Source organism: Myxococcus sp. AB036A (assembly GCF_006547355.1).
GTDB classification, from domain to species: domain Bacteria; phylum Myxococcota; class Myxococcia; order Myxococcales; family Myxococcaceae; genus Myxococcus; species Myxococcus virescens.
Genome location: NZ_VHLC01000137.1, coordinates 1 through 19,257, shown reverse-complemented (window position 1 = coordinate 19,257; position 19,257 = coordinate 1). Strand labels below are relative to the sequence as shown.

Annotated in this window: 13 protein-coding genes and 1 pseudogene; 5 read left to right on the top strand and 9 right to left on the bottom strand. The window is 68.4% G+C overall.

All coding sequences use genetic code 11. From position 1 onward, the window contains the following. Window positions 1-248: 248 nt before the first annotated feature. Together FL344_RS34765 and FL344_RS34760 are read right to left on the bottom strand one after the other, a co-directional pair. Window positions 249-1,520, bottom strand: coding sequence for an SBBP repeat-containing protein (locus tag FL344_RS34765; protein WP_228565587.1), 1,272 nt, complete (start codon window positions 1,518-1,520; stop codon window positions 249-251). 416 nt (window positions 1,521-1,936) lie between these two features. Then, window positions 1,937-3,547 (bottom strand): invertase recombinase-like protein, encoded by a 1,611-nt coding sequence (locus FL344_RS34760; protein ID WP_305021786.1) that lies wholly within the window; start codon window positions 3,545-3,547, stop codon window positions 1,937-1,939. A gap of 547 nt (window positions 3,548-4,094) precedes the next feature. Here FL344_RS34760 and FL344_RS34755 point away from each other — a divergent pair. Next, complete coding sequence (locus tag FL344_RS34755) at window positions 4,095-5,840, top strand: HEAT repeat domain-containing protein (RefSeq protein WP_228565586.1); 1,746 nt, start codon at window positions 4,095-4,097, stop codon at window positions 5,838-5,840. 67 nt (window positions 5,841-5,907) lie between these two features. Here FL344_RS34755 and FL344_RS34750 read toward each other — a convergent pair whose 3' ends face one another. Continuing rightward, window positions 5,908-7,716, bottom strand: coding sequence for a bifunctional UDP-sugar hydrolase/5'-nucleotidase (locus tag FL344_RS34750; RefSeq protein ID WP_228565585.1), 1,809 nt, complete (start codon window positions 7,714-7,716; stop codon window positions 5,908-5,910). 596 nt (window positions 7,717-8,312) lie between these two features. Here FL344_RS34750 and FL344_RS34745 point away from each other — a divergent pair. Next, window positions 8,313-9,548 carry an FAD-dependent oxidoreductase gene (locus tag FL344_RS34745; RefSeq protein WP_141621549.1) on the top strand — a complete coding sequence of 412 codons (1,236 nt, stop codon included), beginning with the start codon at window positions 8,313-8,315 and terminating at the stop codon, window positions 9,546-9,548. A gap of 16 nt (window positions 9,549-9,564) precedes the next feature. Here the strand turns inward: FL344_RS34745 and FL344_RS34740 are convergent, their stop codons facing one another. Further along, the gene (locus FL344_RS34740; RefSeq protein WP_141621548.1) at window positions 9,565-9,867 is read right to left on the bottom strand and encodes an Mpo1-like protein; all 303 of its coding nucleotides are present in this window, start codon (window positions 9,865-9,867) and stop codon (window positions 9,565-9,567) included. A gap of 218 nt (window positions 9,868-10,085) precedes the next feature. Between FL344_RS34740 and FL344_RS34735 the strand changes: the two are divergent. Next, window positions 10,086-10,443, top strand: a pseudogene (locus FL344_RS34735) (ISKra4 family transposase); the annotation flags it as partial. Between the two features lie 102 nt (window positions 10,444-10,545). Beyond that, window positions 10,546-11,043: a hypothetical protein gene (locus tag FL344_RS34730; RefSeq protein WP_141621547.1), complete on the top strand. Its 498-nt coding sequence runs from the start codon at window positions 10,546-10,548 to the stop codon at window positions 11,041-11,043. A 463-nt stretch (window positions 11,044-11,506) separates the two neighbouring features. Here FL344_RS34730 and FL344_RS34725 read toward each other — a convergent pair whose 3' ends face one another. After that, window positions 11,507-12,835: a KamA family radical SAM protein gene (locus FL344_RS34725; protein WP_141592520.1), complete on the bottom strand. Its 1,329-nt coding sequence runs from the start codon at window positions 12,833-12,835 to the stop codon at window positions 11,507-11,509. A gap of 369 nt (window positions 12,836-13,204) precedes the next feature. On the opposite strand from FL344_RS34725, the gene FL344_RS34720 reads away from it, so the two are divergent. Further along, window positions 13,205-13,624, top strand: coding sequence for a GFA family protein (locus FL344_RS34720; protein ID WP_141621546.1), 420 nt, complete (start codon window positions 13,205-13,207; stop codon window positions 13,622-13,624). Window positions 13,625-13,633: 9 nt separating this feature from the next. Here FL344_RS34720 and FL344_RS34715 read toward each other — a convergent pair whose 3' ends face one another. The 4 genes from FL344_RS34715 to FL344_RS34700 all read right to left on the bottom strand — a co-directional run. After that, complete coding sequence (locus tag FL344_RS34715) at window positions 13,634-14,917, bottom strand: reverse transcriptase family protein (protein ID WP_141621545.1); 1,284 nt, start codon at window positions 14,915-14,917, stop codon at window positions 13,634-13,636. A 178-nt stretch (window positions 14,918-15,095) separates the two neighbouring features. After that, window positions 15,096-16,679, bottom strand: coding sequence for a hypothetical protein (locus tag FL344_RS34710; protein WP_141621544.1), 1,584 nt, complete (start codon window positions 16,677-16,679; stop codon window positions 15,096-15,098). Beyond that, window positions 16,676-18,541, bottom strand: coding sequence for a gliding motility protein (locus FL344_RS34705; RefSeq protein WP_228565584.1), 1,866 nt, complete (start codon window positions 18,539-18,541; stop codon window positions 16,676-16,678). Before FL344_RS34705 ends, FL344_RS34710 begins: the two co-directional genes overlap by 4 nt. A 93-nt stretch (window positions 18,542-18,634) precedes the next feature. After that, window positions 18,635-19,257 (bottom strand): hypothetical protein (locus FL344_RS34700; RefSeq protein WP_228565583.1); only part of this gene is annotated, 623 nt, incomplete at its 5' end.

Genomic DNA, 19,257 nt, shown 5'->3' with positions numbered 1-19,257 from the left:
GGGCAGGGCTGGCAGGGGGGCCGGGTTCTGGCTTGGGACGGAAGGCCCCTGAGGTCCGACGCTGCGAACACCACAGGCGTTTTCAGGTGTGCGAACAGTGGACCGAGGCGAACGCGGGAAGGCGCAGGAGCAGATGCCGGTGCATGCCGCGAGGCTGCCGCGCCCTCCGCATCGGGCTGCCACGAAGGGCGCTGCCGGTGCCCGTCCGGAGTACGCGCCGGAACGGGCCGTGTGGCATTCCCGTTGAATCAGAAGCGAGCCAGGAAGGCGTCGTAGCCGCCGGCGTTGGTGTTGCCGCCGAGGCTTCCGAAGGTGTTGCCGGCCACGTAGGCGTTGCCAGAGGCGTCCACGGCCACGCCGCGCGCGATGTCCTGGAACGGGGTGCCCAGGGTGCGGGTGCCCAGTTTGGTGCCAAGCGCGTCGTAGCGGGTGAGGAAGGCGTCGAGTGAGCCAGCGGGCGGGTTGGCATCGAGCGCGTCGGAGGTGTAGCCGACGAGCTGCACGACGTTGTTCGCGGTGACGGAGACGCCGAACGCGTAGTCAGTCTGCGCGCCACCGAGCATGCGGCTCCACTGGCGGTTTCCGGCGCTGTCGTAGCGGGCGAGTAGCACGTCGACAGTGCCGTTATTGGCATTGCCGTCGAGGCTGCCGAACGTCTCGCCAGCGAGGTAGACGCCGCCGTCGGGGCCCACGGCGACGCTCTTGGCATCATCGAGCTCGCCCGCGTCGATTTGCCGGACCCACTGCTGGGTGCCGAGGATGTTGAGCTTGAGCAGGAAGATGTCGCTGCTCACCGGCGTGGTGGCGCCGTCGAGGCTGCCGAAGGTGTTGCCGACGACGTAGACCTCGTGGGTGGGCGTGACGGCGATGCCGCGCGCCATGTCGCTCGCGGAAGTGCCGTACTGCTGGAGCCAGTACGGGTTGCCCGCCGCGTCGTAGAGGGCGACGACGATGTCGTAGTTGTTGGGGTTGCCGCCGTTGGCGAAGCTGCCGCCGGTGTAGCCGGTGAAGAAGAGCTTGTCGGGCGCGCTGACGGCGAGGCCGGTGGCGAAGTCGTCCATCTGCGTGCCGTTCTGGCGCAGCCACTGACGGTTGCCGGCGGCGTCGTACTTGGCGATGAAGTAATCGATGCCGCCTGCGTTGGTGTAGAAGTCGAGGCTGCCGAAGGTGGTGCCGGCCACGTACACGTTGCCGGCCTCGTCGGTGGCCACCGCGGTGGCGCGGTCCGTCCGCGCGGTGCCGAACTGGCGGACCCACTGGAGGTTGCCGGCGGTGTCGTACCGGGCGATGAAGGCGTCCTGGCCGCCGGCTTGCGGGTCGGCACCGAGCTGGCTGGTCGTCTGGCCTGCCACGTAGACGCTCGTGCCCGAGACGGCCACGGCGTGGGCCTGTTCGTCGAGGTGGGCGCCGAGCTGGCGCACCCAGGACGGTGGTGGGACCTGTGCCTCGGCGATGGAAGGCGCACCCGAGGCGCAGACAATGCCGACGAGCCCGAACATGCTCAAGAGAGGGTGTTTCATCACGAACTCCGTTTCTCAGCGAGGGAACTGAGCCGTGACGCCGGGTGGACGCCTGTCGTCCGCTCCGGGGGAGCAGTCTGTTGCCACGGCATCCCTGCAAGACCACGAGAGACGGGCGCGCGGAAGATGGGTAACGAAAGACACGCAAGAGACAGTGTCTGACCCAGGTCTGAGGTGTCATGGACCCGGATGCAAATGATTCACTGTGGCAGCTTCAGCGCCGTTGCGGCTGTGACATGTGTCGCTCTGCCCCCGTCAAATCGGACAGCTCAGGGGGGGCGAGTTGGCGGTACGGAACTCGCGGGGGCCGTCATCTTCAGCCGGGGGCGCCGGAGACAGGTCGCCCTCTTGAGGGCACCAGGCGGGGGCGAGGAGGACCGCGGGCTTGGAGGCCCGCGGTCCTTCGCCGCGGCTCGCTAGTCCTTCGTGCAGACGACGTCGTCGACCTGGAGGTGGTCGCGGTCGGCTTCGCTGCGGCTCGGATAGAAGAACAGGCGCCAGTCACGCACGTTGCCCGTGATACGGAAGAACACCGGCTGCCACTCGTCGCTGTCGACGGTGAGGAAGTCGGTGGCCGGGCTCCAGCCGGCGCTCGAGTAGCTGCGATGCCGGATGGTGCCGTGGCCCCGCACCCGGTACGAGCAGGAGTAGTTGCCGCTCGGGATGTTGAACTTCTCGAGCGTGAAGCGCTCCGCGACCTCGATGGGGACCACGAACTGCAGCGCCGACGAACCGCCATGCACCGCCGCCGTGTAGCGCACGAGTCGCGACGGCCTGATCTCCGTGCCCGGGTCGGCGACGCCGTTGTCCAGCCCGTACCAGTAGTCCGGGATGAGATGGTTGCCGTGGTAGGGGATGTAGGTGGTGCTCCAGCTTTCGAATCCACCATTGGGGATGATGTTGGCGGGGTGGTCGGCGGACACGCAGCGTCCGGTCGCCGTGTCGCATGCCGGCAGCTCACCCACGCAGTCGTACGTGGTGAAGCAGGCTCCCGCGGACAGCTCGCACACTCCGCTCGTGGGGTTGCAGCTCGTCGCCGGGTGGTTGCACACGACGCCGGCGCAAGGGTCGCCCTCGACGCAGACGTGGCTGGCCGTATCGCAGACCGGCGTCTCCGGCGTCCCCGCGCAATCCGCGTGGCGAGTGCAGCGGCCGCCGGCGACCACGCACGTGTTCGTCTCGTCGCAGGCTTGCCACTCGCTGCAGTCCTCGGCAGCGTTGCACCGGCCGGCGAGCGGCTCGCAGGTCGCGGTGGCATTCACGCAGCGCTCCCAGGACTCGCAGCTGACCGCGTCACACGGCTCGGCGGCCCGCGTGCAGCGCACGTCATCGATGCTCAGGTGCTCGCCGCTGGTGTTGCGGATGCTGAAGATGAGCTCGAAGGTGTCGAAGACGTCGTTGGCGAGGTTGAAGCTGTACGCCACCTGCGTCCACGTCGCGCTGTCGACGGCCGTGTAGGACGAATAGCTGGAGTAGTCGTCGTCGAAGAAGGCGTTTCGAACTTCGCCGGTGCCCCGCGCCTGGAAGGTGCAGGCGTAACGGCCCGCGGGCATCGACTTCGCTCCGGTGGTGAAGCGCCGGTGCGTCCCCGAGGTGTTGGTCAGGCGGACCGCGTTCACGCCCTCGTAGGCGTTCGTGGTCACCTTCTGCACGCTGTCCGACGTGATGTTCGACTTGCTCCCGAGCCACATCTCCGGAAGCGCACCGGGCCACTCTTCGAAGCCCCAGTTGTCGATGACGCTCAGCTCGGGCTCCACACCCGCGTCAGGCGTCTCACTACCGGCGTCGGGTGTCTCACTCCCCGCGTCCGGGATTTCCTCGCCCGCGTCCGGCGTCTCGCTGCCGGCGTCCGGGATTTCCTCGCCTGCGTCCGGCGTCTCGCTGCCGGCGTCCGGGATTTCCTCGCCCGCGTCCGGCGCTTCTTCACCCGCGTCCGGCGTTTCCTCACCGGCGTCAGGCGTCTCCTCGCCCGCGTCCGGCGTTTGGCCGCCCGCGTCCGGCCGCGTCTGGCCGGCGTCAGGAGTCACTACGGGATCCGAATCCCCCCCGCAGGCGGCCACGAAGACCAGCAGCGAAGTCAGACACACTCGAAACAACGTCAAAGCAATCCTCCGGTTCGCGGAAACTGGCTTCTCGTACCACACTTCCCGCAAGCGAGACCGAGCCGGCCCCCACGGTGGCGCTGTGTCTGCCTCATGGCGTGGAAGAATTCTGAGAGTCCGATGCTTTCTTGATTATTCCGCGCTGCGTGGGCGCGTTCTTCCCCGGGAAGCCCCGCATGGCGCACCTGGAGACCAAGGTGCGCACGACCGCGAGCGGGCTGCGCGCAACTTCAGCAGCTTCGGCGACACGCGATGTTCACGCCGTGTTTCCACCAGGATGGGCTGGAGTTCCTTGTGGATGTCCGCCGCATCTCTGACCAGGTTCACCTTCGCCTATCTGGTCATGCAACGGGTCGACGAGGGCGTGGCATGCGCGGGGAGGGCTTGTCGCCACTGAATGGAATCCGTTGATTCAGTGGAACCCTGGCAGAATGTTGGCGTCGGGGGCATCCCTCGCTCACGTCCTGGAGGCATGTCTATGAACGCCGCGCTCATCGTCGCGCTCGCGCTGGCCAGCGCACCCGTGCCTGGCGGCAGCACCTCGCTCCAGCAGCTCGTGGAGCGCATCCCCGAGGTCGTCGATGACAGCGGCGGCGTCGGCACGGACGCGCAAGCACTCGCGAGCCGCATCCAGGCGCATGGTGCGGCGGCGATTCCGTACCTCCTCCCACTGTTCAGGGAGGAATCAGAGCCCATTCGTGACTTCGCGGGCTACGTCCTGCGTGACCTCGAAGGGCTGACCGAGGAACACCTCGATGCTCTCATCCAGGCCCGGCTTCATGGGGACGGATGGATTCCTCCCGCCATCGCTCGCATTGGAACCCCCCGCGCCATCGCATTCCTCGTCGAAGACCTCAAGGATGAGCCCCAGACGCAATCGCAACTGACTCATGCCCTGGTCATCGCGGGCCGCAAGGCCGCCGCCTTGCTCGCCGAACCCTTTGGCGCGGCGTCGCCCGTGCATGAACTCTACGCCAGCGCGGTGTGCGACGTGTTCCAGGAGATGGGGCCCAACTCGGGGCCCGCCGTTGCGCCCCTCTTGAGGGTGGTGACCGGGGGCGAGTCCTTCCCTGAAAATCGGGCCCATGCCATTCAGGTGCTGGGCTGCATTGGTCCCTCCGCTGCGGCGGCGGTGCCCGCGCTGCAGGCGCTGCGCAAGAATGCCACCCTGCGAGAGACGGTTGATGACGCGCTGATGCGCATGGGGCCTGTTGCCGCCATTCCCGTCTTCGTCGAGCACCTGCGCACGAAGCCCACGGTGTACCTGCTTCGCGACCTGGCGGAACTCCGCGAGCGGGGGAAGGGGGCGGGCAGTGCGGTTGTCACGCTTCTGAAGAACGAGGACCCTCAGTTGCGCTTCGCCGCGGCGCGGACGCTTGGCTACATCCAGTTCACAGCCGCGACCGACGCGCTCATCACGATGCTGGGCGATGTCAGGGACTGGAGGATGGCCTTTGCTTCGGCCGAATCGCTCGGAAGGCTCCGTGCCACGCGGGCCTTGGCACCGCTCAAGGCCGTCGCGACGAAGCACTGGGCACCTCCTGTCCGCGAGGCTGCTCGCAAGGCCACGAAGGTCATCAATGGCAAAGCGACATACGCGGCGGGCAACCCGAACTTCGCGTTTGAGTACTTCGCTGGCGACCGCATGCGCTTCGACCAGCAAGCATCCCTCGAACCGGCACTGGTCGCGGCACCGGATGAGCTCCCTGAAGCTTCATTCGAGCCATTGACGTACGAGACCGAGGTCCGCTCGGTGGGGGTGGATGGAGAGCGCCGCACTCCCTTCAAACAGACACCGCGATTCGGATTGCGCGTTTCGAATGGGCATCTGGTGGGGGCAAGCCGGGGGGAGTGGGGAGGAGAACTCATGCACATCCCGACTGACGCCGCCGCGAAGAAGATTCTGGACGCCAACGCCACTGGCATCCACAAGGTCGGCGAACACATCGTCGCGGTGACGGGCCTGTCCCATATCGTCACCAACAACGGGATGCTGTACCGGATTGTTCCCCGTGACGGTGCCTACGTGGCGGAGCCGTGGCGGGTACTCCCGGGTGCGCCGCGACGCTCAGGGCTGCTATCCGATGGGCGCCTCTTCGTCTCCTGCCTGGGCGCGGATGTGGTCATCACGCCCGAGGGAGACATGCGGCTCGCCACCCCACAGGACATCTCAGGCACGCAGGAGCAGGCGCCACCCGCTCCACCCCGGCGCAAGTGAGCTTCGCGCCGGAGACCGGGCGCACCTGAACGGCGTGCGCCCGGCCCCGCGTGAAATCAGCGTGTGCCTACTCCACGGTCTCCACGGTCAGGCACTTCGCCGGGCCGAACGTGGCCGCGTAGTACGGCGTGTAGAGGTCAGGCCCGAGCGTGAAGTTGCAGGTGTTCACCGCGTCCGGCGACAGCCCCTGGTTCTCCTGCAGGTAGCGCGCGACGTAGTCCCGCACGCCATCCGCGGACGTCCACAGCACGCGGCCTTCCTTGAACATGCTGTACCCGCCACCACCGCCCGCGCGGTAGTTGTTGATGGCGACGATGAAGACCTGGTCGTCGGTGACTTCATTGCCCTTGAAGCGCAGGTGCGTGGTCCGCGAACCCGCGGGCTTCGTCAGGTCATAGCCGTATTCGATGTGCGAGTAGAGGTCCCAGTTGTAGTCCGCGATGGAAGGCGAGGTGGCCTTCGCCTCCGCGGGCGTCTGGGGCAGGTTGGCCGGGTCAATGGTGGTGAAGTAGTTGGCGTTCATCTCCACCGCGCGCCGGAGGATGGAGCCGTTGATTTCCATCACGTACAGCGTGTTGTCGTAGATGTAGACGCTGTAGGCATCGCGCAGGGTGACGTCTCCCGCGGGCAGCGAGACATCGTTGGTGAAGATGGCGCCCAGGGACAGGTCCACGGCGAAACCGGCTTCGAGCGCGGCCTGCTCCTGCACGATGTTGATGAGGTCCCCCAGCGGGCCGTCCACGTAGCGTCCGGCGAAGCCGCCCGGGAACACGCCGGTGGTGGTGCCAATCTTCTGGTTCACGTAGGCGACCGTCGTGTCGTGGTGGACCTGGGTGCTCTGGGTGACGGCGGCATCCGCCGCCACCGTGTCATCCACGACGTGGAGCTGGGCGTCATGGGTGTTCACGCCCCAGCGCTCGCCATCCCAGGTGACCTGGAGCTGGACATCGGCCAGGTGGCTGCCCCAGCGGTTGGGCTGGGTGAGGAGGACCTCGCTACCGTCCACGTTCCGCAGCAGCATCTTCGGAATGGGCTGGTGCGTGTGGCCCGTGAGGAGGACATCCACGCCGGGGACCTGCTGGGCAATCTGGACGGCCTGGTTCTCTCCAGGGAGGTTGCCCCGGTCCGCCCACTTCGAATCATCCGCGTAGTCGGCCAGCCACGAATCGGGGTTGCTCGCGCTGCCGGTCGGCTGCCGGTCGGGACCGCTGTGGATGGCCACCACCACCACGTCCGCGCCGGCTTCCTTCATCCGCGGCACGTAGTCCTTCGCCGTCTGCAGCGGGTCATCGAAGCGCAGGCCGGCGATGTTCTCCGCGCGCTCCCACGTCGTCACGCCAGGCGTCACCAGGCCGAGGATGCCGACCTTCACGTCGCACACCGTCTTGATGACGTAGGGCGTGAAGGCCTCGGAGCCGTCCGCGCTGTTGCGCACGTTGGCACCGAGCAGCGGGAAGTTGACCTCGTTCTTGAACTTGTTGAGGACGTCCAGGCCGAAGTTGAACTCGTGGTTGCCCAGGGCCATGGCGGCATAGCCCATCTCGTTCATGGCGGCGGCCATGGGATGCTGGGGCGTGTTGTCCACCAGGGCATAGTAGGTGCCCAACGGCGAGCCCTGGATGGTGTCGCCCGTGTCGACGAGCAGCGTGCAGTTCGGGTTCTTCTCCCGCTCCTGCTTGACGAGCGTGGCCACCTTGGCGACGCCGCGCTTCGCGTCGGGCTTCCCGGAGAAGTAGTCCCACGGGAAGATGTTCGTGTGCAGGTCGCTCGTCTGCAGCAGCGTCAGCGTACGAGGGGTGGTGTCGGGCGGGGGCTCGTTGCCGGGCCCTGGATCTTCGCTGGAGTCGCAAGCCGTCAACAGCGAGCAGGCACCCACGAGGCAAATTGAAGTCGTGCGCAACGTGCGCGCCCAGGTAGGAAAACGCATCAGGAAACCTCTACAAAGTTGGATGCCGGGAAGAATCTCCCAGCAGGGCGAGACCCTAACTCATGGCTCTGTCATTCCCGGTGCGGGGTGGTTTCGCCAGGCGCTCGCTCGAGCGGCGGCTCTCGAATTCCCGCCAGTGTCTCTGGGATTCTTGGGATTCGGGAGCGCGGCGTTGCAGGATGCCATGCTCGTTGAGTTGAAGTCTCATGGAGTGAGAATTGACGCAGGCCGTCTTGGGAGCAGTCGAACACGAGCCGGGCACCCCATGTCTCACCTCCGGCCAGGGCCGCCCCACTCACGCGGACACGCACCGGGTTTCGAGCCAGCGGGCGGCGTCCGTGAATTCCATTCGAATTCATAGACATTTGTCAGCCATTGTTTCAGGTACTCTCTGGCTGAAATGACATTGTTTCTTGTGCGCAGAGAAGCGCCCCCTTGAAGCGCGCTGTTGTCAGGGGGAGACGTTCGGTCCTGGAGGGTCTGGTCGTTCCGGGTGGGGCGTTCGTAGAATCTTGCTGCCTGAGGCTGACAGGCGGGGGACTGACATGGCCGACGAGGTGCGCACCACGCAGTGCTGTGTCGTGGGAGGAGGCCCGGCGGGGATGATGCTGGGCTTGTTGCTGGCACGGGCGGGGGTGGAGGTGACGGTGCTGGAGAAGCACGCGGACTTCCTGCGTGACTTCCGCGGCGACACCATCCACCCCTCCACCCTGGAGCTGATGCACGAGCTGGGGTGGCTGGATGAGCTCCTGGCCCTGCCGCATCAGAAAGCGCCGATGTTGCGCTTCCAGCGCGGTGCCCATGACGTGGTCGTCGGAGACTTCTCTCACCTGCCCACGCGCGCGCGTTACATCGCGTTCATGCCGCAGTGGGACCTGCTCGACTTCCTCGCGCGGAAGGCCGCTGAGTACCCGGGCTTCCACCTGCGCCGGTGTGCGGAAGTGACGGATGTGTTGCGTGAGAAGGGGTGTGTCGTCGGCGTCCAGGCCCGGACGCCGGAGGGCTCATTGGAGGTTCGTGCGTCGCTGGTGGTGGCGGCGGATGGCCGGACCTCCGTCGTGCGTCAGCGTGCCGGCCTGGAGGTGGAGGTCCTGGGCGCGCCCATGGACGTCCTCTGGTTCCGTGTCTCGCGCAAGCCCGAAGACCCCGCGGACCCCATGGGCCGCTTCGAGCAGGGACAGATTTTCGTCCTCATCAACCGGGGCGACTCGTGGCAGTGCGGGCGTGTCATCGCGAAGGGCAGCTTCGACGCCTTGCGCGAAGCCGGGCTGGCGGCCTTCCGAGACGACTTCGCCCGGATGGCGCCCTTTCTGGCGGACCGGACCCACGAACTGGCGACGTGGGATGACGTGAAGCTGCTCACCGTGCGGGTGGATCGGCTGCGCACCTGGTACCAGGCGGGCCTGCTCTGCATCGGCGACGCGGCGCATGCCATGTCACCGGTGGGCGGGGTCGGCATCAACCTGGCGGTGCAGGACGCGGTGGCCGCCGCCAACATCCTCGCGGGGCCACTGCTCGCCCGGCACGTGACGCCCATGGACCTGCGGCGCGTCCAGGAGCGCCGGGAGTGGCCCACGCGTGTCACCCAGCGGGCCCAGGTCCTCATCCAGAATCGCGTGCTCGGGCCCGCGCTGCGAGGCCCAGCGGCGTCCACCGCGCTTCCCTTGCCGCTGTGGCTGATTCAGCACGTCCCCTTCCTGCGGCGCATTCCGGCGCGCCTGGTGGGCATGGGCGTACGGCCCGAACACGTGCGCACGCCAGCGGCGCCTCCCAGGGCCTGAGCGATTCAGGTGGGCGTCAAGCCTTGCCCGCCACCTTCGCGGCCCACCACCGCAGGCCCACGAAGAGGAAGCGCCAGTCCTTGAGGAACTCAGGGGGCTTGCGCTCGAAGGCATGGCCCACGAACTGGAAGCTCCACCCGACGACGAAGAGGGCGGCGGGCACCTTCCAGAGGCGAGGGACGAACGGGGATGCGGCGGCCAGGGGGACCGAGGCCGCAATCATCGGAATGCCCACCGTATGACACAGGCGGTTGATTGCATGGGTGTGGCTTTTCGAGTACTCCGAAATCCACGCCTCCCAGGAACGGTCGCCGAGCATGACGCCACGGTATGCACCGTGCGCTCCAGGAGGAAGGTGTCGGATGGGTGCTCGCCTGGCCAGGGAGGCGCCACGGGCGTGTGATGCTGGAAGTCACAAGCTTTGCATGACCGCTTCGACTGACGCCGAGCGGAGGGCGCTCATCGAGGCCGCGAACCGGGCCCAGGTTCCCATTCACGTCGAGCAGATTGTGACGGCAACGCCCGAGGACGTCGCAGTCGTCGCCCGGCTGCCGTTGGATATTGAGCCCACAGTGCGCTGCACGCCAGCGGCAAGCGGGACGTCGTCCTCGGCGTCCGGCGGCCGGTGCACGAGGCAATCACATACATGGAGAGCCACGGCGAGCGGATGCACTACGCCGAGGCACGAGCGCAGGGGCTGCCCATCGGCAGCGGCGACGTGGAGGCCACCTGCAAGTTGCTGGTCGCCCTGCGCCTGATGCGTCCGGGGGCACGCTGGACGGAGGAGTCCAGCCAACACATCCTGGACCTGCGTGCCCTGGTGCTCTCGGAACGATGGGACACCGCCATGAGTCTCACGCTCGCGCCACAGCGAGCAGCGATGCGGCGCGCCGCGTGCTCAGGATGTGAGCCAGTCCCTGGGCCGTGTGCTAAGCCCCCTGGCGCGCCTGCGCAGGCTCTCGGCGACGAGAGAATGCACGCTCTAGGACCACGCGACATGAAAACGACTTCGGAAAGAATCTCCCGGTGGGCAACCATTGCTCTCTCGCAACGGGGCCCCATGATCGTGGTGTTTCTCGCCGTGTTCATCGTGCAAACCGCATGGACGAGCAAGTTCCTCGGAATCGACCTGGATTACCTGGTGCAGAACCAGGGGATTTTCCTGCTCGTTCTATTTGGGGTGCTGTTCGCCCTTGACGGCGTCAGGATGGTTCTCCACAAGTTCCTCTCGTCACGCGTCCAGGGGAACGACAGCGACGTGAGTGACGAGCAGGAACGTGTCACCGCGATATTCTCTCTTGATGCCGCAGCCCCGGCGAAGTCAGGGGCGCTCATGGGCATTGAGCACCTGCAAGAGAAGCACAACCTAGACGCGCGGGACTGCCCGGAATGTGACGGAGAGGGGTGCAAAGGCTGCGACGACGGTGGCCTCATCCTCGTCTGGGAGAGGGAGCCCTGCGGCCCAGACTGTCCCATCCTGGCTACCCAGCAGTGATACGGGGCGCGGGTCCGCAGAGGGGGGGAGTGGAGTTGCCCCCGTCAAATCGGACAGCTCAGGGTTGGGAATGTGCTCGTGCGCGAGCTGGACGACGAAACCCGCATGGATGTTGCCCCCTCTCTACGTGGGTTGAAGACCGTCTCCGCCTGACCCCCGCCATGTTGCACGTACGTCGCATGACCCTACGGAACGCGCTGGAACATGGCGGGACGTCGAGGGCCCTGACGGGAGTCGAATCTGGGAGTTCCAGAGCGGATGCGAGGTGAGGGCGCGACTCTGCTGGGTTTGCGCACCGCCCGGCCGCAGGTTTCCAACCCGCTGCCGTACCCGCGGACGCTGGTGGATGCCTCCGGATTCCAAGCGTCTGCCGCTGACGTGGACCCTCCGCGTCCGCTTCCAAGGGCATGTGCCCGGGGCGGGAGGCCGGCCACTGGGGCCTCCCGCCGCGTGGCGGCTGCGACTACGCGGACGGCTCCTCCCACGGGAAGTGGGTGGCGCCCATCGCGGGTTTGAGGTCGAACAGCCAGGAGGCCTTCTCGTCGTACTTCGCGAAGAAGGGCCGGCCGACGAGCTCCGGGTCGCGCGCCTGGATGAAGTGGAGGACGAAGACCTTCTCGCCGGCAATCTCCGCCACACCGTCCACGCACACCTTGCCGGGCGTGGCGGACATCGACGGGCCGCGCACCGTGCGCGCCAGTCCGGACACGCTCTGGTAGGCGTTGCGGAAGATGTCGTAGGCCTCGGCGAGCGGTACCGCGAAGTAGTCCTGCGGCCCCGTATCTCGCTCGACGAACATGTAATACGGCACCATGCCGTGGCGCAGGTGCGTGCGCCACATGCTCTCCCAGGTGTCCGGGGTGTCGTTGATGGTGCGGATGAGCGGCGCCTGGGTGCGGATGACCGCGCCGGTGCCCCGGATGCGGCGCACCGCCTCCTGGACAATCTCGGGGACCATCTCGTTGGGATGAGAGAAATGCGCCATGAAGGCCAGGCTCTTGCCGGAAGCGACCACCTTCTCGAACAGGCGCAGGATGTCGTCCGCGTCTGAATCCGTGACGAAGCGCTGCGGCCAGTAGGCCAGCGCCTTGGTGCCGATACGGATGGCCTCCAGGTGCTCGATGTCCAGCAGCGGCTCGATGTACTTGGCCAGCACGGCCTCGGTCATGATCATCGGGTCGCCACCGGTGAACAGCACGTTGGTGACCTCGGGGTGCGCGCGGATGTAGTTCACCAGCGGGTCGATTTCCCGCGAGGCGAACTTCAGGTCCGCGTCCCCGACGAACTGCGCCCAGCGGAAGCAGTACGTGCAGTACGCGTGGCACGTCTGACCCTGCTTGGGAAAGATGAGCACCGTCTCCCTGTACTTGTGCTGGAGGCCCGGGACAGGCTCTTCGTTGGCCAGCTTGGGAACGTTGAGCTGCATCTGCCCGGCGGGGTGCGGATTGAGCCGCGCGCGAATCTCGTTGGCGGCCGCGTTCAGCTCCAGGGGGGATGCACCGGAGCTCAGCAGGTCCGCCATGCGAGCCACGTCGTCCGTGGGCAGCATGTCCGCCTGCGGGAAGACGAGCCGGTAGATGGGGTCGGCGGGCGCGGCGGCCCAGTCGATCAGCTCGTCCACGACGTAGCTGTTGGTCCGGAAGGGCAGCACGTGCGCCACCGCTTGCACCGCGAGCCGTTCATCCGCTGAGAGCCCGGCCCGAGTCGTCAGCTCGTCCAGATGTCGGGTGGTGTAGGCGCGATACCGGCGACCTGTGGACAGAGCCAGTGCTGCGTTTGACATAACGCTCATGTCTCGTTTCTCCTGCGGTAGTCAGGGCGGCCACGAGGTCCACAGCGGCCACCCTGGCTGGTGGCCGGGCGTGAGCGCACACCGTTTGACCACCAACGAGGGAGAGTCCGGTTACCACGCCGAGGTGCGAAGTGTCATCCCTCAGGGGCGAACGGGCAGCCTGGATTCCACCTTGCGTCGCAATTCACAGTGACTCTGCGTCCGCAGTGGCGTGACGCAATGTGTCGAAGGCCGGGGATTCTACTGTCTCCAGGCTTCGAGCCAGGGAGTCCCTGCCGCCGGGGTGGGCCGGTAGATACCTGACATACCCCTGTCATGCGGGCTGTCTAAGTCGAGGGCGTCGTTTCACTCGCTCGAGGAGATGCCGTCATGTCGAAGGACAGCAAGCTGAAGCAGTACACCGGAGGATGTCTTTGCGGAGCGGTGCGTTTCGAGGCCGAGATGGATCTGTCGGAGCCCGTGAGCCGCTGCAATTGCAGCATCTGCACCAAGGTCGGCGGCACGCATGCCTACCCGAAGCCGAGCGCCTTCCGCGTCACCGCGGGCGCGGAGCACCTGGGGGAGTTCCGGAAGGGCTCGAGCCCGAACTTCCGCTCGTTCTGCAAGCACTGCGGCATCCATTGCTTCTCCGCCGGGTTCGTGGAGGAGCTCGGTGGAGAGTTCAGGTCCGTCAACATCCAGTGCCTGGACGACGTCGACCCCGGTGAGCTCAAGGTCGTGTACTGGGACGGCCGCCATGACAACTGGGAGGCCGGGACGCGCGACAGGCCCTGGCCCATCCGGAGCTGAAGCCCTCGCTCACGTTCCGCGCGGCTTGCGCCGGCGAGCGAGCCGCTCCGCCTGCTCCGGGTTGAGCATCTTCACGTAGGCCAGGAGGCCGTCGAGGTGCGCGCGGTGCGCCTCGCCGTCCACCGACTGCCCCTCCTGGTGCAGCATCGCCCGGAGCCGCCGCCGCTCCTCGCGTGACAAGCCCAGCGTCGTATTCACGGTGACGCCAGTGACGCGCTGGGCACCGCCTCGGCGTTGCACGCGGGTCTTCTCGCGGTTGACCTCGAAGCCTTCCTCCTGCACGTACCGCGCGGCCAGCGCGCGGACGCGCTCCAGCGCCGTGACGTCGTCGCCGGAGAAGGTGAGGTCATCCGCGTAGCGCGTGTACGTGTAGCCGTACCGACGCGCCAGTCCCGCCAGCCGCCGGTCCAGTCGCAGCAGCACCGCGTTGCACAGGGCGGGGCTGGTGGGGGCGCCCTGCACGCAGACGCGTGGGCCCACGGGAACGTGGAAGAGGGTGCCCTCCAGCTCCACGGGCTGGCGCTCGGACTCCGTCATCAGCACCGCGAGCGTGGCCGCCACGGGATAGCCGTAGCCCAGGGCGATGAGCAGCCCTCGCACGCGCGCGAAGGTGACGGAGGGGAAGAAGTCCTTCAGGTCCAGCTTCAGGACCACCCGCCGGCCCACGTGCGGCGCGGCGCCCGTCTTGATGGAGCGGCCGGGCACGAAGCCATGGGCTTGTGGACTCACGGGGAGCTTCGACACCAGGAGCGCCAGCATCCGGCGTTGCAGGGCCTTCAGGCGCCGCTTGGGCGCATGCAGCAGCCGGACGCCCCCGGAGCGCTTGGGCACGGCGAAGGTCACATAGTGTCGCACCCGCTCGCGCGGGCGGTGGATGCTGTAGTGGCGGAGCACGCCCACCGAGACGCCCAGGGCCGCTGCCACGTCCTCCTCCGTGCGCCAGACCGGCAGGCCGTAGCGCGCCAGCTGGGCCTCGTCGGGCAGCAAGTCCCTGAGGTTCCGGTTCCGCGTGCGCAGCGTGGCGGAGAACAGCCGCCGGGCCTCGGCGGCCTCCATCCACTTCTTCCGGCCCGGGGTGTAGCGGCGGACGCCCTTGGGGAGCAGCCGCGCATCCCGGCGGACCTGTCGCAGGTGCCCTGGCTTCAGGGGGCCGGAGGTGGAGACCGTCTCCGTCACGACGTCCTGGGGACGTCCGTGGGCATCCAGCGGCACGTCCAGCCCGGTGGTGCTTCGCGTCACGGGACGGCTGAACAACCCCTTGAGCCAGGAGAGGGTGGTGTCGAACCAGCTCATGGTGCTCCGGAAGAGGCCAGGGGACGACCTGCGAGGCGTTGGACCCGGGGCTCCCTGCGTTGCGTACGCTGGGACCCTGGCGAAGAGATGGGGACAGAACACCCCCGCGGCGAAACACCGCGGTACTCATGGCTCATCTGCGAGCCCTGGCCTCTCCCGAGAGCACCTGCCGTTATCGTCATTCGTCGTCTCCCGGGTCAAGCGTCTCCGTGGGCCGCCGCCGCGCGCCCGCCTCCGCTGCACGGGCCGCGAGCGCGTCCGCGGAGGCGGGCTCGGAGCTTCGGAGTTCGCGGCGCTGCGCTCGCGCCAGGCGGCTGAGCGCGAGCAGGTGTGCGCAGGGGCCCTGGTTCAGCAGGTGCTCGCTGAAGTACTCGCAGCCGCACCGGCCGAAGAGGACACGGTCCTCGTCGTTCATCACCAGCTCGACGCCCGACTGCGGGCCCGCGCGGCCATGGACCACCCAGTCCCGGTGAACCACCTCGCGCGTGACGGGCCCCTCCGGCGTGGGCAGCGTGCGTACCTTGCGCTTCTCTCGCGGCGCCGCGGAGGTCACCTCCACCTCGCCCGCGGCCTCCAGGCGCTCCGCTTCCTCTCGGCGGGCGTCAGGCGGGTACAGACGGCCCAGGTCCACCGGCGTGGCGAACAGCTCGCGGTGGCGCCAGCGCCGCGCCTCCACGTCGAAGATGGCGCGCCCGGCCGCGCATTGCGCCGCCAGGGCGCCCGCGGCCCGCGCCGTGTCCACGCCCAGGGCGGTGGCCACGTCCTCGGTCGAGGCATGAAAGCGCTCGCGCAGCACGCCGAGCACACGCTCCGCCAGCGCGCTGTCACGCGCCGGCTCCAGCAGCAGGTCCATGCCCGCGGTGTTCGTCCAGTGATTCGCCGTCCACCCGGACAGGCCCAGCAGGAAGCGCACGCCGCCGGGCAGGTGCGCGACGTAGAAGTGCGGCAGCGCGCGGCCCTTCAGGTAGATGTCCACCCGCTCCGCGTAGGGCAGCCGCAGCCGCCTGCGGCCCCAGGTCCGGATGATGCGAGGCGCCGTGTAGCCGTGGGCCGCGCCCTTCAAGGGCACGGGGTGCTCCCAAGGCTCCAGCATCAGCCGCGCGTCCTCGCCCGGGTGGAGTTCGTAGCGCAGCGCGCGCGGTGACACCTTGGCCTTGGTGTGGCTGAGGAAGCGCACCGCGGCGAGCAGGTCCACCGGCCGCGCGGTCAGGCGGGTGCCGGGCATCGCCATGCCGCCCTGGAGTTGGAGCAGGCCCCGCACCCAGGGCTCCGGGACGTCCACCTTCTGCTCGAAGCGACCGCCCGCGCCGGTGGTGCGCACGTCGAGTCCCTCCGGACCGATGCGCAGGTGTGTCTCACGGGTGGAGCGCATCTCGGCCAGCGCCGCCCACAGCCAGGCGGTGAAGTCCACGTTGGTGGTGCCGCAGCGCACCTCGCCCTCGGGCTCGAAGAGGCCGCGGTCCACGATGACGAGCCCGTAGGCGCTCAGGTCCTGGCTGAAGGCCTCGAAGAAGACGCGGTCGGGGTGCACGGTGATGAGCGGGTCCAGCAGCCCGCCGCCCCACGTCTCGTCCCACGCGTCCGATTGCCAGATGAGCTCGCCGAGCGCCTGGAGCGCCATCCGGAGGGACAGGACGTCCCGGGCCACGCGCGCGTGGAAACGCACGGGGCGGTGCGCGTCCGCGGTCAGGCTGAGCTGCGCGCGCTCCCGGGTGGACTCGAACACGGAGGGCGTGGCGTAGAGGAAGCTGGAGGCCGTCACGCGCCGTCTCCTTTCGCGGGCAGGCCGAAGACGTGGGGGACTTCCGTGGCGTCTCGCAGCTCGGGCCAGCGCGCCAGCATGCGGGCCAGCAGCGCCATCAGCGACTCCTTGGGGTAGCGCGAGTCCGGCAGCGCGAAGGCGTCACGCACGCGCGGCACCAGCACGCGGGCGGCTTCCACGCCGTGGGCGGCGGCGTTGGCCAGCGCGTCGAAGGCGGCGTGACGCGTGCGCCGGTGCAGCGGTCTCAGCAGGGTCGCCTGGAGCAGGTCCAGGTTCTGCGCGGCCACCTCGCGGGCCTTCGCGGAGTCGCGGCCGAGCAGCCGGAAGGCGAGCGCCTGGACGTGAATCTGCGGCGCCTCCAGCAGGTCGCGCACGGCGCGGGGCTCGGCCAGGTAGAAGTCATCCGAGCGGAGGAAGAACAGCCGCGCCAGCCGGTTCTTCTCCATCAGCGCGTCGAAGGTCCAGATGGAATGGGCGGGCAGGGCGCCCAGCGCGTTGGCGGCGCGGCGGGCGAAGACGCCGCCCTCCTTCGGCAGGGCCTCGTAGTGCGCGGCCATCGTGTCGAGCACCTTCTCCCACTCCTTCGCGCTCCCCGTCGCCGGGACGTGCATGGCGGCGTGGCTGGCGAGGTAGTCCAGCAGGTCCTCGTCGTTCGCTTCCAGCGCGCGCATCACCAGCTTGGGGTACGCTGCGCGCCAGCTCGAAGCGACGTGCATGCGGAAGGGGCCGCGTACCAGCTCCGGAAAGCGCGCGTACAGGGCGGTGGCGGTGGCGTCCGTCAGGGGCTGCACCCGGGCCAGGCCCAGGCCGGGGAGATTCCATTCGCCGCCCGCGCCCGCCAGTTGGAGCAGCCGGCGCCGGGTCTGGGCCGGGAGCGATGCGTCGTCCTGCACCAGCCGCAGCACCTCCGCGTCATACGTCTCCGCCATGGCCGAGGTGCGCAGGAGCGCGCCCCATACATCGTCCCAGTCCCGCGCGCGCGCGAGCGCCAGCAGCTCCGGGAAGCCCTTCGCGTCCTTTCGCCCCAGCGCGCCCCAACGAGGAGCCACCGCCTGCAGGTGGCTGAGGAGGTAGGGCACCACGTCACGTCCGCGCGCCTCCGCCAGCTCCACGAAGAGCCGCGCCGCGCCGGGCATGGGCGCCTCCGGGTGGTGCGCCTTCAGCGCGGCGACCAGCTCGGCCGGGGACTGGACGGTGCGTGCGAGCGCCAGGGCATCACGGCACCAGGTGGGCTCATCCACGCATCGCCGGTAGAGCGCGGAGGCCAGGGCCGCGTCACCTCGCGCCTGGGCCCGCTCGCGCAGCGTGTTCCACATGGGCTGGCGCTCGCGAGGCCCTCTCCACGGCAGATGCTCCAGGATGAAGGGGCGGGCGGCCTCCGCGTCCAGCGCGTCCAGGGCCAGGGCGGTGGGCTCGTCCAGCCGGCCCCAGCCGATGTCCATCTTGGCAAGCTCGGTGTGCCGCGCCGCGCGCGTGGGCGCGTTCTGGACACGCCGCACCACCTCGGTCCGCCAGAACTCCGCCTGCCGGGGGGCGCGCAGGCCCGCGAGCTTCCAGTCCAGGAGGCGGCGGAACATCTCCACGTCGTCGGTGCGGTCCGCGTCGAAAAGCCAGACCTCCAGCGCGGAGGCATTCTCCCCGAGCCAGGGGTTCCCCCACTTCCCGTCGGCGGTGACGCTGCCGGGCGAGAAGCAGGACAGCATGAGGGGGCGGAAGCGGACGCGGTCCCTGGCGTGGAGGGCGGGCCCCCACAGCCAGGTGAAGGACCGGAAGGCGGGGCGGCGCGCCAGTTCCTCGAGGGCGGCACGGAGTTCTTCGTCAGACTGTGTCCGGGACAGGACGCCACGCAGGGCGGCGTCCATCTCTTTGACCTCTCGGCGGAATCGCCGCTCCCAGCTTTCGTTCACGCTCCCCGGTTTACACCGGCCGCTCCGGGAGACCCAGCGGCGAAGCGGTCAACCCATGTAGGAAGGCGGGTCGCTGGCGGGAAACGAGGACATGGAGCCTTCGTCGACGATGTCGCGATTGCCCGCCGCATCGCGTGACTCGCCGGGGAGGATGTTCCACCGTCCGTGCTCGCCCGCGCCGTACCGCGACGGGTCGCGAAGGCTGGAGGCGCGTGCGTCGATGACCACCGGCGTGCGGCTGCGCGCGCGCCACTGCGCCGCGAGCAGCGCGGCCTGAATGGCCGCGTCGGCCAGGAAGACGGGGGAGCGCCGCTTCCGGTTCGTGGCGTACGTGGAGACGTCGACCATCAGGAGCGTGAGCGCGCTCCAGATGCCCAGCTTCCTGAGCTCCGGCGTGACGCGGCCATGGCGGTGCGCGGACAGGAGCGTCGCGCCCACCGTGCCGGCGAGCCCGCCCACCGTCTTCATCAGCCAGCCTTCGCGGATGGGCCCGGTGAGCCGGGTGACCCGCTTCGGCTGGAGCCAGGGCAACAGGCCCTTCAGCAGGAAATACGCGCCCTGGACTTCGGCCGGGTCTCTTCGGAAAAACGAAGCGAGTCGTCTGTTCATCCGCTCTCTGCCTCCCGCGCTCAAGGTGCTTCCTGGCGCGGGGAAGGGCACCTGGGCCGGGC

Bases quoted from the DNA above. Each gene is read 5' to 3' on its own strand.
- FL344_RS34720 (WP_141621546.1), top strand. From the start codon at position 13,205: ATGTCGAAGGACAGCAAGCTGAAGCAGTACACCGGAGGATGTCTTTGC.
- FL344_RS34715 (WP_141621545.1), bottom strand. From the start codon at position 14,917: ATGAGCTGGTTCGACACCACCCTCTCCTGGCTCAAGGGGTTGTTCAGC.
- FL344_RS34740 (WP_141621548.1), bottom strand. From the start codon at position 9,867: ATGCTCGGCGACCGTTCCTGGGAGGCGTGGATTTCGGAGTACTCGAAA.
- FL344_RS34765 (WP_228565587.1), bottom strand. From the start codon at position 1,520: ATGAAACACCCTCTCTTGAGCATGTTCGGGCTCGTCGGCATTGTCTGC.
- FL344_RS34730 (WP_141621547.1), top strand. From the start codon at position 10,546: ATGAAAACGACTTCGGAAAGAATCTCCCGGTGGGCAACCATTGCTCTC.
- FL344_RS34725 (WP_141592520.1), bottom strand. From the start codon at position 12,835: ATGAGCGTTATGTCAAACGCAGCACTGGCTCTGTCCACAGGTCGCCGG.
- FL344_RS34705 (WP_228565584.1), bottom strand. From the start codon at position 18,541: ATGGACGCCGCCCTGCGTGGCGTCCTGTCCCGGACACAGTCTGACGAA.
- FL344_RS34745 (WP_141621549.1), top strand. From the start codon at position 8,313: ATGGCCGACGAGGTGCGCACCACGCAGTGCTGTGTCGTGGGAGGAGGC.
- FL344_RS34755 (WP_228565586.1), top strand. From the start codon at position 4,095: ATGTCTATGAACGCCGCGCTCATCGTCGCGCTCGCGCTGGCCAGCGCA.